Genomic DNA, 12,747 nt, shown 5'->3' with positions numbered 1-12,747 from the left:
AGCCAGGCCGGCAGGTGGTGCGGCCTGGCTCCTTTACTTCTTCCGTGACCGGCTGGATTCGACATGGCCGCCTCGCGGCCCTCGGATGTGCGGACGCTGAACTTGCCGGGCGGGGCCCGCCGCGCCCGGCGGGTCCCGGCGATCAGCGGTCGGAGCTGAGGACCTTGCTGATGCTGTCGGAGGCCGTCTTCGCGGCGTCCTTGGGGTCCTGGCCGGTGAGGACCGCCGTCATGAACGGCTTGATCGGGTTGTTGGACTCGACCTCGGCCCAGCGGGCGGACTTCGGGGTTGCGCGGCCCTGGGCGGCGCCGGGGGCCATCGCGGTGGCACCCTCGTTGCCCTCGACCACGTGCGCGAGGGTGGTCTTGTTGGGTACGTAACTCATCGTGCGGGCCAGCTCGGTCTGCCACTTCTCGCTGACCAGGGCCGTGATCACCGCGACCGCGTTCTTACGCTGCTTCGTCTTCTCCGGGACGATCAGGTCCGAGCCGCCGGTGAAGACGGCGCCCACCTTGTCGGCGGTCTTGCCGGGGATCGGGAAGAAGCCGAGCTTGCCCTTGAGCTCGGGGTTCGCGGCCTCGATGGCGGCGGCCTGGCCGGGCGGGGCGATGATCTGGGCGATCCCGCCGCGGGCGAAGACGTCGGACTGCGGGGGCGTCTCCTCGTCGGCGTCCTTGGGGCCGTTGCCGAGGGCCTGGAGCTGCTTGTAGAACTCCATCCCGGCCAGGGCCTTCTCGTCGTCGAGGGTGCCGAGCCACTGGCCGCCGCCCTCGACGGCGAGTTCGCCGCCCTCGTCCCAGACGAAGCCGGCGAGGACGTACCAGTTCTGCCCGGCGAGGTAGATGCCCTGCTGGCTGCCCTTGTCGAGCTTCTGGGTGGCCTGGATCCACTCCTGGCGGGTCCTGATCGGCGCCTTGATCCCGGCGCTCGCGAAGAGGTCCTTGTTGTAGATCACCACACGGTTGGCGGCGTACCAGGGGACGCCGAACTGGGCGCCGTTGACGCTGCCGGGGTCGGAGAGACCCTTCAGCCAGTCCTTGCCGTCCCACTGGCGCAGGGCTTCGAGGGTGAGTTCGCTGACGCCACCGGTCTCGACGTACTGGGCGACCTGGGTGTTGCCGACCTCGATGACGTCGGCCCCCTCCTTGCCGGTGCCGGCCAGTACGGCGTTGACCTTGTCCCCGATGCCCTTCCACTCCTGGATCCTGACGTCGAGGTCGATCCCCGGGTGCTCCCTCTCGAAGGTGCTGCTGAACTGGCTGATGAAATCGTCGGAGGCGCTGCCCTTCATCAACCAGAGCGTCACCTTCTGCGGACCGGCCGCCGATCCGGCCAGACTGCAGCCGGTGAGGGCGGTCGCCGCCGCGAGAGCGGTGGACACGGCAAGGAAGCGCATCTTCACGAAAAGTCACCTTCTGGGGATGAATCTCAGATGGCTTGAAAATTGGCATGGACCAATGCGCGGGTCAAGGGGGTATCGCTGTGGATTCCTCGCGCAAAGTTCGCGGACCTGGACTTACTGGGGCACCGTAGAACAAGGCAACAGCCACCCAGTGTCGGGAGACCCCATGTCCAATCACACGTACCGGGTGACCGAGATCGTGGGCACGTCCCACGAGGGCATCGATCAGGCCATCCGCAACGGCGTCGCCCGCGCGGGCGAGACCTTGCACAATCTGGACTGGCTCGAGGTCACGCAGATCCGGGGGCACATCGAGAACGGCGAGGTCGCGCACTACCAGGTGGGCCTCAAGGTCGGCTTCCGGCTCGACGGCGAGGCCTGAGGACCGACCGGGGTGCTCCCGGGCGGTCTCCCAGGCGGCTCCCAGGTGGCTCCCGGGTGCTCCCCGGCGCTCCCCGGTCGCGCCTGAGGAGGGGCCGGGGAAGCCGATCGGGGGCGCCCGCGCTCCTCAGGTGCGCCCCTCGGCCTCCTGCGCGTCCTTGAGCTCCGGCGCGTCCCCCGCCCAGTCCGCCAGGACCACGCGGAAGCCCGCCTCACGCGCCGCCCGGCACACCAGCTCGTCGTCGTCCACGAGCATCCGCACCTCACGGCCCCGCGAGATCCGCTTCAGCACCTCCAGCTTGGTCGTCCGGGCGGGCCGCCGGTCCTGGTTCCCGCGCATCCACAGCCGCCCCTCGGGCAGCCCGTGCCGTGCGAGCCAGTGCACCGTGTCCGCCCGGCACCGCTCCGGGCGGCCGGTGAGGTACGTGACCTCGCAGTCGGCCGCGCTCTCCACCGCGAGCGCGACCCCGCGGGCGAGCGGCGGATCGGCGGGGGCCGCGCCGAAGAAGCCGCTCCAGTCGCGCGGCCGGCGCTCGAGGAAGTGCTGGCGGTGATCGGTGTCGGCCAGGGTGTTGTCGATGTCGAAGACGGCCAGGGGCCTGCGGTTCTGAGTCTCGGTCACGCGGCCAGCCTAAGCAGCGGCCGGCTCCGGGGCTCCGGACGGCTATCCGCGGGAAGGCCGCGGGACGACGGCCGGACGGACGCGGGACGTCCGGTCGGGCCAGCCGACCGGCCCCGATCGGAGGCCGGGCCGGGCGAGCTGCCGGACCACCCCCACCGGCCCCCTGGAGGCCCCGGGAAATGTTGGCGGCCCCCGCGCGTTGACCCCTGTGTGATCAGCAAAATCTCGATACTCGACCGGTCCCGCACCCGCGAGGGGCACCCCGCCCCGCAGGCCCTGCGGGACACCGTGGAGCTCGCGCGCGCCGCCGAGCGGCTCGGCTACCACCGGTTCTGGGTCTCCGAGCACCACAGCGTGCCCGGCGTCGCCGGGTCCGCGCCCACCGTGCTGGCCGCCGCCGTCGCCGGGGCGACCGGCCGGATCCGCGTCGGCACCGGCGGCGTGATGCTGCCCAACCACCAGCCGCTGGTCGTCGCGGAGCAGTTCGGGGTCCTGGAGTCGCTCTTCCCCGGCCGCATCGACATGGGGCTCGGCCGCTCGGTCGGCTTCACCGGCGGGATCCGCCGCGCGCTCGGCCGGGGCACCGGTGACGCCGACCGGTTCGAGGAGCAGCTCGCGGAGCTCCTGGGCTGGCTCGACGGCTCCCAACGGGCACATCCCGAGGTGCACGCCCGCCCGGCGGAGGGGCTGCGGATCCCGCCGTACGTGCTCGCCACCGGCGACGGGGCCGGCATCGCGGCCCGCGCCGGGCTGCCGCTGGTGGTCGGGGACCTGCGGGCCCGCGCGCGGGTCGCGGAGATCGTCGCGGCGTACCGGGAGGAGTTCCGGCCCTCCCGGTGGGGCGCCGAGCCGTATGTCGTGGTCTCCGGGACGGTCGCGGTGGCCGCCACCGCCGGGGCCGCCCGCCGGATCCTGGTGCCGGAGGCCTGGGCAGTCGCGTACTCCCGCACCCGGGGGAGCTTTCCGCCGCTGCGCCCGGCCGAGCAGATCGAGGCCCTCGCCATGACCCCCAAGGAGCGGGAGCTGTACGAGGCCGCCCTCACGGGACACGTCCACGGCACCGAGGAGCAGGTCGCGGCCGAGCTGTCCGGTATCGCGGCGCTGACCGGGGCGGACGAGCTGCTGGTGACCACGTCCACGTACGACCGGACGGCGCTGCTGGACTCCTTCGGCCGGCTCGCCCACCTCGCCGGCCTCTCCGGAGGCCTCTCGGGCCCCGCAGGACTCTCCGGCCTCGCCGGGCAGCCCGCCCGCTCCGGACACTAAACTGGGACCAATGCACCAGGCCACCGCCCCGCAACCCCCGCATACCCATGATCCCTACGTCCGCGTCCGCGGCGCCCGGGAGCACAACCTGCGCGGGGTCGACGTGGACATCCCGCGCGACGCCCTGACGGTGTTCACCGGGGTCTCCGGCTCGGGGAAGAGCTCGCTGGCCTTCGGCACGCTCTTCGCCGAGGCCCAGCGCCGGTACTTCGAGTCCGTGGCCCCGTACGCCCGCCGCCTGATCCACCAGATCGGCGTGCCGAAGGTCGACTCCGTCACCGGGCTCCCGCCGGCCGTCTCGCTGGAGCAGCGGCGCTCATCCCCCGGGTCACGCTCCTCCGTGGGGACGGTGACCATGCTGTCCAACTCCCTGCGGATGCTGTACTCGCGGGCCGGTGACTATCCGCCCGGCGCCGAGCGGCTGGACTCCGACGCCTTCTCCCCCAACACCGCGGCCGGGGCCTGCCCTTCCTGTCACGGCCTCGGCCGCGTGCACCGCACGAGCGAGGAACTGCTCGTCCCGGACGCCGGGCTGTCGATCCGTCAGGGAGCCATCGCCGCGTGGCCCGGTGCCTGGCAGGGCAAGAACCTCCGCGACATCCTGGACGCGCTGGGCCACGACGTGGACGCGCCCTGGCGGGAGCTCCCGGCGGAGGACCGCCAGTGGATCCTGTTCACCGAGGAACAGCCGGTGGTGACGGTGCATCCGGTACGGGAGGCCAACCGGATCCAACGGCCCTACCAGGGCACGTACATGAGTGCCCACCGGTACGTGATGCGGACGTTCTCCGACAGCAGGAGCGCCACGCTCCGGACCCGCGCCGAGAAGTTCCTGGCCGATTCCCCGTGCCCGGTGTGCGAGGGGCGCCGGCTGCGCCCGGAGGCGCTGGCGGTGACCTTCGCGGGCCGCACGATCGCGGAACTGGCGGCTCTGGCGCTGTCCGAGCTGGACGGAGTACTGGCCGCCGCGCGCGGTGGTGGTGAGGCGGCCCGGGTCCTGACCGAGGACCTGCGCTCCCGGATCGGCCCGGTCATCGAGCTCGGACTGGGCTACCTGAGCCTGGACCGCGGCGCGCCGACCCTGTCGGCGGGCGAGTTGCAACGGCTGCGGCTGGCGACGCAGCTGCGTTCCGGTCTGTTCGGCGTGGTGTACGTACTGGACGAACCGTCGGCAGGGCTCCACCCGGCCGACACGGAGGCCCTGCTCGGCGTACTGGACCGGCTCAAGGAGGCCGGGAACACGGTGTTCGTGGTCGAGCACCACCTGGACGTGGTGCGGCACGCGGACTGGCTGGTGGACGTCGGTCCGCTGGCCGGGGAGCACGGTGGGCGGGTACTGCACAGCGGGCCGCCGGCGGGACTGGCGGCGGTGGCGGAGTCGGCGACGGCACGCCACCTGTTCGGGACCCTGAGAGCGGACGAGCGGACCGAGCGGCCGGTGCGGAAGGCGGCCGGGTCCGTCCGGCTCAGCGGCGTGGATCGGCACAACCTCCGTGATCTGAGCGCCGAGTTCCCGCTCGGCGTGTTCACGGCCGTGACGGGCGTGTCCGGTTCGGGCAAGTCCACCCTGGTCGGTCAGGTGCTCGCCCGGGAGGTCCACGAGCGGCTGACGGAGGCGCACTTCCCGGTGCGGCGGCTCGTGGAGGTGGACCAGAAACCGATCGGCCGTACCCCGAGGTCCAACCTGGCGACGTACACGGGTCTGTTCGACGTGGTCCGCCGGCTCTTCACGGCGGCCCCGGAGTCGAGGGCCCGGGGCTGGAAGGCGGGCCGCTTCTCCTTCAACGTGCCGGGCGGGCGGTGCGAATCCTGCCAGGGAGAGGGCTTCGTCTCGGTGGAGCTGCTGTTCCTGCCCAGTACGTACGCGCCGTGTCCGGAGTGCGCCGGGGCACGGTACAACTCCGAGACTCTGGAGGTCCGTTACTCGGGGCTGAACATCGCGGAGGTGCTCGCCCTGACGGTGGAATCGGCGGCCTCCTTCTTCGCCGGGGTCCCGGCGGCGGCACGGAGCCTGTCGGCGCTGTCGGACATCGGCCTGGGGTACCTGCGCCTCGGCCAGCCGGCCACGGAGCTGTCGGGTGGCGAGGCGCAGCGCATCAAGCTGGCAACCGAGCTCCAGCGGCTGCGCCGCGACCACACCCTGTACCTGCTGGACGAGCCGACGACCGGGCTGCACCCTGCGGATGTGGTGGTACTGCTGCGGCAGTTGCACGGGTTGGTGGACGCCGGGCATTCGGTGGTGGTCGTGGAGCACGACATGGCGGTGGTGGCGGGCGCGGACTGGGTCATCGACCTGGGGCCGGGTGGCGGCGCCGACGGCGGCCGCGTGGTGGCCTCGGGCACTCCGGCCGACGTGGCCCGCGCCACCGGCAGCCGTACGGCGGCCTATCTGGAGCGGGCCCTCTCGGCGCGGCGGTAGCTCGCACGCTCCATGGGCTCACGCACTCACGCACTCAGGCGTCGGCGGACTTGGCGAAGTCCCCGTAGCCCTGCCAGTCGAGGACGACACACGGTTCCTCACCGAGCACCCAGGCATCGTGTCCGGGGTCGATCTGGATGAAGTCCCCGGGCAGTGCCTCGATGCTGTCGCCGTCGTCCATGACGACCTTCATCCGGCCGCTGATGATGTAGCCCACGTGAGCGGCCTCGCAACTGGCGGTTCCCGCAATGGGCTTGATGTGTTCCGACCACTGCCAGCCAGGCTCGAACACAGCCCGTCCGACCGGCCCGTGGTCGGTGTTGAGCAGGTCGAGCCTGCCCTTGCCGTCCTCGAACCGACGCGTCTCGTCGGCGGAATCGAAGCCTCTTCGCACGATTCCAGACATGACCGTCATCCTCCCGGCGCACGACTGCCCCGAGTCCACTTCTCAGCGTACGCCGTCCCGTCCCGTACCGGTCCGGTGCGGCCGGCCCGTGCGCTACGCGTCGCCCGAGAGCAGGTGCTGCCCGAGCTCCCGGAAGCTCCACACGCCCTGCCTGCGGGTGAACATCCACACCAGGTCGTAGCGGTCGGGCCAGGCGGCCGGCAGCCCCAGCACGTCCTGTGCCCCGAGGGCCCGGATCAGGCGGGGCATGCCCTGGTGCTCCCAGCAGACGAGGGCGGGCATCGGCGCCGCCAGCACCGCGCGCGCCAGGGCCGGCTCCGCTCCGACGGCGAATTCGGCCCGGACGGGCGTGCGCAGTGCGGTGGCGAGCGTCTCGACGGTCTGGCGGCACCGGGCGGGCGCCCCCGCCTTCCCGCCGGCCGCGAAGACGGCTCCGGGGCGGGGCAGGGCCGCGTTCCGGGCCGGCGGGAAGAGGGCCGGCAGCTCCTGGGCCCTGCGCCGTCCACGGACCGCGAGGAAGCCGGGGTGCTCGTTGCCCTCGTCGTCCTCGCCGGTGTCCCCCGCGTACGGCTTCTCCGCGTGGCGGATCAGCATGACCAGCGCGTCCTTGGCCGCCGCGGGGCCGGGGCGCGGGGTACGGGGCTGTTCTTCCCCGGCGCAGCCCGCGGCCACCAGTGGGGTGAGGGCGGCGGCCAGCACGGTACGGCGGCGCGGGCCGGACCCGGCGGGGGCTTGAGGCATGGGCCCACTGTCACCCATGCCCGGGAGGGCAGCCGGTCACGGCACGACGGGAGCCGCTCCGATCATCCGATCGGCGGACGCGCGCTGGTCGTCCCCGGCGCTCCGGTTCCGCGCGACGGCCGGGGCCGGGGACTCGTACGGGGAGGCCACAGGGAAATAGGCCTCCAGGAAGGCCTTGAGCGCACGCTGCTGCACCTCGGGGGACACCTCGTCCTCCGAGCCGTCGGCGAGGCAGAACGCGTCGGTGCCGCGGTCGCGCAGGAGGCCGCCCAGCCGCTGGACCTCCTCCGTCCGGCCGGTGGACACGTAGGCCGTGACCAGGTCGCCTTCCACGGCCCGCCCCTGGGCGAGTGCCAGGTGCAGGGAGAGGGTGACGGGGGCGAGGTCGGTGGCGGTGCGGAAGACGGCGCGGCTGGTGCCGGCGAGACCGCCGGGCAGCTGCTCCTCCAGACGTGCGTAGAGGGAGCGGCTCTGCGGATGCGGGGCGTGGGCCAGGATGCGCGGGTACGTACGTCCCGCGAGTGCTTCCACCTTGCGGCGGGTCGCCCGCTGCGAGGCGGTGAAGACGTCGTCGTGGCTGTCCGGGGAGCTGGGCGGGACGGCCCGGGTGTCGTGGAAGACCTTCGGCAGCCCGGAGGGCAGGAAGTAGTTCTGGGGCCGCTGGGGGCGGCCGAGGAAGACGTCGTCGTTGAAGTAGAGGTAGTGCTCGGCGAGGCCGGGAATGCGGTGCAGCTGGGTCTCGATGGCGTGCGAGTTGAAGACGGGCAGGACGTCCGGGTCCTCGAACAGCTCCCGGTGGGAGACCACGGTGAGCCCGGGGTGCTCCACCGCCAGCCAGTCGGGCACCTGGTCGTCGGTGACGAGGAACACCTGGCGGATCCACGGCGCGTAGGCGGCGATGGAGCGCAGGCAGTAGCGCAGCTCGCCTCGGTCCCGGAAGCGGTGGTCGGCGCTGTCGGCCTCGGTTCCGGCTTCGGGCTCGGTTGCGGCTTCGGAGGTGGTCGCCGTGTCCCTGCGGTGGCGCCACTGGGGGTCCGAGCCGTCCACCCAGGTGACCACGGCGTCGACGGGGAAGTCGATGTCCTCGGGGAAACGGCGGTCGAGGGCCGTCATCACCGGGTAGTCGCGGTCCCCGATGCGCCGGTGGGCGGTGGCCGCCAGCGAGGGCACCCACCATCCGAAGGGGGTCTCGCGGAGCGAGGCGACCCCGCCGGGGCCGTCGGCGGGATTCCAGAACTCCAGGTCACAGCCCTGTTCGGCGCCCATGTGGAGCGTGTACCCGGAGGTGACCACGGGGATGTAGAGCCGGATACCGGCGACGGCGGCACCGTCGGGGTCCTGGGCCTCCGCCGTGGAGACGGCATCGGGCAGGTCCTCGGCGAGGGTGGTGCCGAGCTCCGTGCCGTAGCCGAGGAGGTCGGCGTAGACGGGCCTGCCGGCGAAGCCGTTCGCGCAGGCGGCGAGCGCGGCGGCGCGGCTTCCGGGGGCGAGCGCCACCCGGTGGACCAGTTCGCCGTCGGGAACGAGGCCGTACGGGATCCCGGCCGTCTCCAGTGCCTCGGCGACCGCCCGGAGGTTCAGTTCCGCCAGCTGCGCCGGCAGCAGGTCGTCCCGTACGACGGCCAGCCGGCCCCCATGTTCGACGACGCTCCCGATCTCGGTCGCCTGCGCCAGGATCCGCTGTTCCCGGGCGGCGGCCCTGGACGCGCGCGACTCCGCCGCGGACTCCGCCGCGGACTTCACGTCGGGTCCCGGCTGCGGCGCCGGCTTCGGGGCGGGCATCCCGCTTCGGGGCTGGAAGGGCATCCAGCTCAGATGCCGACGGATGCCGCTCATGATCACCTCAGGGCTCGTGGACGCACACAGTGGCCCCGCCTCGTCGGCAGCCCCCGGTGGCCGGAACTCACCTTACGGGGCAGTGCACGAAAGATGAACAGGATCTTCCAGCCCCCACCCCATTCTCATGAAACACACAGGTCAGATAAGACATACGGGTCAGCGGGGGGCTTGCCGGACTGCCCTGAGCCATTCCCTGTTCATCGCGGCGATCGACGGCAGCGCGATCCCCTTGGGGCAGGCGGTCGCGCACTCACCGGTCAGGGTGCAGCCGCCGAATCCCTCGGCGTCCATCGTGGCCACCATGTCCAGGACGCGGGTCTCGCGCTCCGGCGAGCCCTGCGGGAGCACGTTCAGGTGGTTGATCTTCGCGGAGGTGAAAAGCATCGCCGAACCGTTGGGGCAGGCCGCCACGCAGGCCCCGCAGCCGATGCACTCGGCGTGCTCGAAGGCGTAATCGGCGTCCGGCTTCGGTACGGCCGTGGCGTGTGCTTCGGGGGCGGCGCCGGTCGGGGCGGTGATGTACCCGCCGGACTGGATGATCCGGTCGAAGGCGCCGCGGTCGACGACGAGGTCCTTCACGACCGGGAAGGCCGATGCCCGCCAGGGTTCGACGTCGATGGTGTCGCCGTCGGCGAAGGAGCGCATGTGGAGCTGGCAGGTGGTGGTGCGCTCCGGCCCGTGGGCGTCGCCGTTGATGACGAGGCTGCACGCGCCGCAGATGCCCTCGCGGCAGTCGTGGTCGAAGGCGACCGGGTCCTCCCCGCGCAGGATGAGGTCCTCGTTGAGGGTGTCGAGCATTTCGAGGAAGGACATGTCCTTCGAGATCCCGTCGACCTCGTACGAGGCCATGGTGCCGGGGGCGGCGGCGTTCTTCTGGCGCCAGACGCGCAGGGTGAGCTTCATGCGTAGCTCCGCTGGGTGGGGTGGACGTACTCGAAGACGAGGTCTTCCTTGTGCAGGACGGGGGCGACGCCGGTTCCGGTGTACTGCCAGGCGGCCGCGTACCCGAACTCCTCGTCGCGGCGGGCGGCCTCACCGTCCGGGGTCTGGGACTCCTCGCGGAAGTGGCCGCCGCAGGACTCGGCGCGGTGGAGGGCGTCGAGGCACATCAGCTCGGCGAGCTCCAGGTAGTCGACGACTCGGTTGGCCTTCTCGAGCGACTGGTTGAACTCCTCGCCGCTGCCCGGCACCTTGATCCGCCGCCAGAACTCCTCCCGGATCTCCGGGATCCGGGCGAGCGCCTTGCGCAGCCCTTCCTCGGCCCGGGCCATCCCGCAGTACTCCCACATGAGTTCGCCGATCTCCCGGTGGAAGGAGTCGGGGGTGCGGTCCCCGTCGACGGCGAGCAGTTTCGCGAGGCAGTCACGGGTCTCGCGGACGGCCGCCGCGGCCTCGGGGTGGGTGTCGTCGACGGTGCCGATGTCGTCCCCGGCGTGGCGGCGGGCCAGGTAGTCGTTGATGGTGGACGGCAGCACGAAGTAGCCGTCGCCGAGGCCCTGCATGAGGGCGGAGGCGCCGAGGCGGTTGGCTCCGTGGTCGGAGAAATTGGCCTCGCCGATCGCGAACAGGCCGGGGACGGTGGTCTGGAGGTCGTAGTCGACCCACAGGCCGCCCATCGTGTAGTGCACGGCGGGGTAGATCCGCATGGGGACCTCGTACGGGTTCTCCGCGGTGATCCGCTCGTACATGTCGAAGAGGTTGCCGTACTTCTCGGCGACCTTGTCCTTGCCCATGCGGCGGATCGCGTCGGCGAAGTCGAGGTAGACGCCCTGGCCGCCAGGGCCGACGCCGCGGCCCTCGTCGCAGACGTTCTTGGCGGCGCGGGAGGCGATGTCGCGGGGCACGAGGTTTCCGAAGGAGGGGTAGATCCGCTCCAGGTAGTAGTCGCGTTCGGCTTCCGGGATGTCGGCGGCGGGCCGGGCGTCGCCCTTGGCCTTGGGGACCCAGATTCGACCGTCGTTGCGCAGGGACTCGCTCATCAGCGTGAGCTTGGACTGGTGGTCGCCGGTGCGCGGGATGCAGGTGGGGTGGATCTGGGTGAAGCAGGGGTTGGCGAAGTACGCGCCGCGCCGGTGCGCCCGCCAGACGGCGGTCGCGTTGGAGTTCATGGCGTTGGTGGAGAGGTAGAAAACGTTGCCGTAGCCGCCGCTGGCGAGGACGACGGCGTCCGCGTAGTACGTGTCGATCCTGCCGGTGACCAGGTCGCGGGCGACGATGCCGCGGGCCACTCCGTCGACGGTGATCAGGTCGAGCATCTCGGTGCGGGCGTGCATCTCGACGTTGCCGGCGGCGACCTGGCGCGAGAGCGCCTGGTAGGCGCCGAGCAGCAGTTGCTGTCCGGTCTGGCCGCGGGCGTAGAAGGTGCGGGAGACCTGGACCCCACCGAAGGACCGGGTGTCGAGGAGGCCGCCGTACTCGCGGGCGAAGGGGACGCCCTGGGCCACGCACTGGTCGATGATCTCGACGGAGATCTGGGCGAGCCGGTGGACGTTGGACTCGCGGGCGCGGAAGTCGCCGCCCTTGACGGTGTCGTAGAAGAGGCGGTGCACGGAGTCGCCGTCGTTGCGGTAGTTCTTGGCCGCGTTGATGCCGCCCTGAGCCGCGATGGAGTGGGCCCGGCGCGGTGAGTCGGAGAAGCAGAACTGGACCACGTGGTAGCCCTGTTCGGCAAGCGTGGCACCGGCCGCGCCGCCGGCCAGACCGGTGCCGACGACGATGACGGTGTGCTTGCGCCGGTTGGCCGGGTTCACCAGCTTGGCCTCGAAGCGCCTGCGGTCCCAGCGCTCGGCGATGGGGCCTTCGGGAGCCTTGGCGTCGGCGATCGGCTCACCGGTGGCGTAGTCGGCGTAGCCCGCGCCCTCGCCCCCACTCGCGCTCGTGGTCGTGGTCTCGTTCATGCTCGTGGTCGTGGTCTCGTTCATGCTCGTGGTCGTGGTCTCGTTCATGGTCAGCTCACCACTCCGGTCATGACGGCGACTGGTACGGACACGAAGCCCGCGAAGAGGACGAGGGCGAGGGCGTTGGCCAGGAACTTCAGCGTCCTGTCGCGCCGGGCGTTGCCCGCGCCGAGGGTCTGGGCGGCGCTCCAGAAGCCGTGCCGGACGTGCAGTCCGAGGGCGGCCATCGCCACGAGGTAGACGGTGTTGCCGTACCAGGTGGAGAAGGTGGCCAGGACGTTCTCGTACGGATGCCCGGCCCAGGCGCGCTCGTTGACGGTGAGCGTGGTGAGGTCGAGCAGGTGCCAGACGATGAAGAGGGCGAGGATGATGCCGCCCCAGCGCATGGTGCGGGTGGCGTAGCTCGCGCGGCGGCGCTTGTGGGCGTACTTCACCGGGCGCGCCCTGATGTCGCGGCGGCTGAGCTGGTAGGCGCAGACCCCGTGCGCGACGACGGCCGCGACCAGGGCCAGGCGGACGATCCACAGAGCCCACTCGTGGTGCAGGAAGGGCGAGCCGAGGGTGCGCAGCCAGTGCGCGTAGCCGTTGAACTCGTCCGCCCCGAAGAAGATCTTGAGGTTGCCGAGCATGTGGACGACGAGGTAGCCGAGCATGATCAGACCGGAGACGGCCATCACGGACTTCTTGCCGACGGAGGAGTCCCAGAGTGTTCGCGTGGTGGACGGCCGTCGACCCGTCCGCGTTGCCAGTGCCATGACATCGACCGTAAGGACG

Annotated in this window: 11 protein-coding genes; 3 read left to right on the top strand and 8 right to left on the bottom strand. The window is 71.7% G+C overall.

The genetic code is table 11. The features are described from left to right. Positions 1-142 precede the first annotated feature (142 nt). Positions 143-1,402, bottom strand: a complete 1,260-nt coding sequence (locus tag OG389_RS32090) for an extracellular solute-binding protein (protein ID WP_328302169.1) — start codon at positions 1,400-1,402, stop codon at positions 143-145. Positions 1,403-1,568: 166 nt separating this feature from the next. On the opposite strand from OG389_RS32090, the gene OG389_RS32085 reads away from it, so the two are divergent. Continuing rightward, a complete protein-coding gene (locus OG389_RS32085) occupies positions 1,569-1,784 on the top strand; it encodes a dodecin (RefSeq protein WP_328302167.1) in 216 nt (71 codons plus the stop codon). Between the two features lie 126 nt (positions 1,785-1,910). On the opposite strand, the gene OG389_RS32080 is transcribed toward OG389_RS32085, so the two are convergent. Further along, on the bottom strand, positions 1,911-2,405 hold the full coding sequence (locus OG389_RS32080; RefSeq protein ID WP_328302165.1) for a phosphatase domain-containing protein: 495 nt from the start codon (positions 2,403-2,405) through the stop codon (positions 1,911-1,913). 210 nt (positions 2,406-2,615) lie between these two features. On the opposite strand from OG389_RS32080, the gene OG389_RS32075 reads away from it, so the two are divergent. Then, positions 2,616-3,671 (top strand): LLM class flavin-dependent oxidoreductase, encoded by a 1,056-nt coding sequence (locus OG389_RS32075; RefSeq protein ID WP_328302163.1) that lies wholly within the window; start codon positions 2,616-2,618, stop codon positions 3,669-3,671. Positions 3,672-3,681: 10 nt separating this feature from the next. Further along, positions 3,682-6,090 carry an excinuclease ABC subunit UvrA gene (locus OG389_RS32070; protein WP_328302161.1) on the top strand — a complete coding sequence of 803 codons (2,409 nt, stop codon included), beginning with the start codon at positions 3,682-3,684 and terminating at the stop codon, positions 6,088-6,090. A gap of 34 nt (positions 6,091-6,124) precedes the next feature. On the opposite strand, the gene OG389_RS32065 is transcribed toward OG389_RS32070, so the two are convergent. The 6 genes from OG389_RS32065 to OG389_RS32040 all read right to left on the bottom strand — a co-directional run bounded on the left by OG389_RS32065 (position 6,125) and on the right by OG389_RS32040 (position 12,728). Beyond that, on the bottom strand, positions 6,125-6,496 hold the full coding sequence (locus OG389_RS32065) for a cupin domain-containing protein (RefSeq protein WP_328302159.1): 372 nt from the start codon (positions 6,494-6,496) through the stop codon (positions 6,125-6,127). A gap of 93 nt (positions 6,497-6,589) precedes the next feature. Then, entirely contained in the window at positions 6,590-7,237 is a 648-nt protein-coding gene (locus OG389_RS32060) for a hypothetical protein (RefSeq protein ID WP_328302157.1), read from the bottom strand. A 36-nt stretch (positions 7,238-7,273) separates the two neighbouring features. After that, positions 7,274-9,073, bottom strand: coding sequence for a stealth family protein (locus OG389_RS32055; protein WP_328302155.1), 1,800 nt, complete (start codon positions 9,071-9,073; stop codon positions 7,274-7,276). Between the two features lie 159 nt (positions 9,074-9,232). Next, entirely contained in the window at positions 9,233-9,979 is a 747-nt protein-coding gene (locus OG389_RS32050; RefSeq protein ID WP_328302153.1) for a succinate dehydrogenase/fumarate reductase iron-sulfur subunit, read from the bottom strand. After that, on the bottom strand, positions 9,976-11,973 hold the full coding sequence (locus OG389_RS32045; protein WP_328304259.1) for a fumarate reductase/succinate dehydrogenase flavoprotein subunit: 1,998 nt from the start codon (positions 11,971-11,973) through the stop codon (positions 9,976-9,978). Before OG389_RS32045 ends, OG389_RS32050 begins: the two co-directional genes overlap by 4 nt. A 50-nt stretch (positions 11,974-12,023) precedes the next feature. After that, positions 12,024-12,728: a succinate dehydrogenase cytochrome b subunit gene (locus tag OG389_RS32040; protein WP_328302151.1), complete on the bottom strand. Its 705-nt coding sequence runs from the start codon at positions 12,726-12,728 to the stop codon at positions 12,024-12,026. Between the last annotated feature and the right edge of the window lie 19 nt (positions 12,729-12,747).

The sequence above is a fragment of the Streptomyces sp. NBC_00435 genome (assembly GCF_036014235.1).
GTDB lineage: Bacteria > Actinomycetota > Actinomycetes > Streptomycetales > Streptomycetaceae > Streptomyces.
The sequence above is the reverse complement of the archived record's forward strand: the minus strand, read 5'-3'. Positions and strand labels throughout refer to the sequence as shown.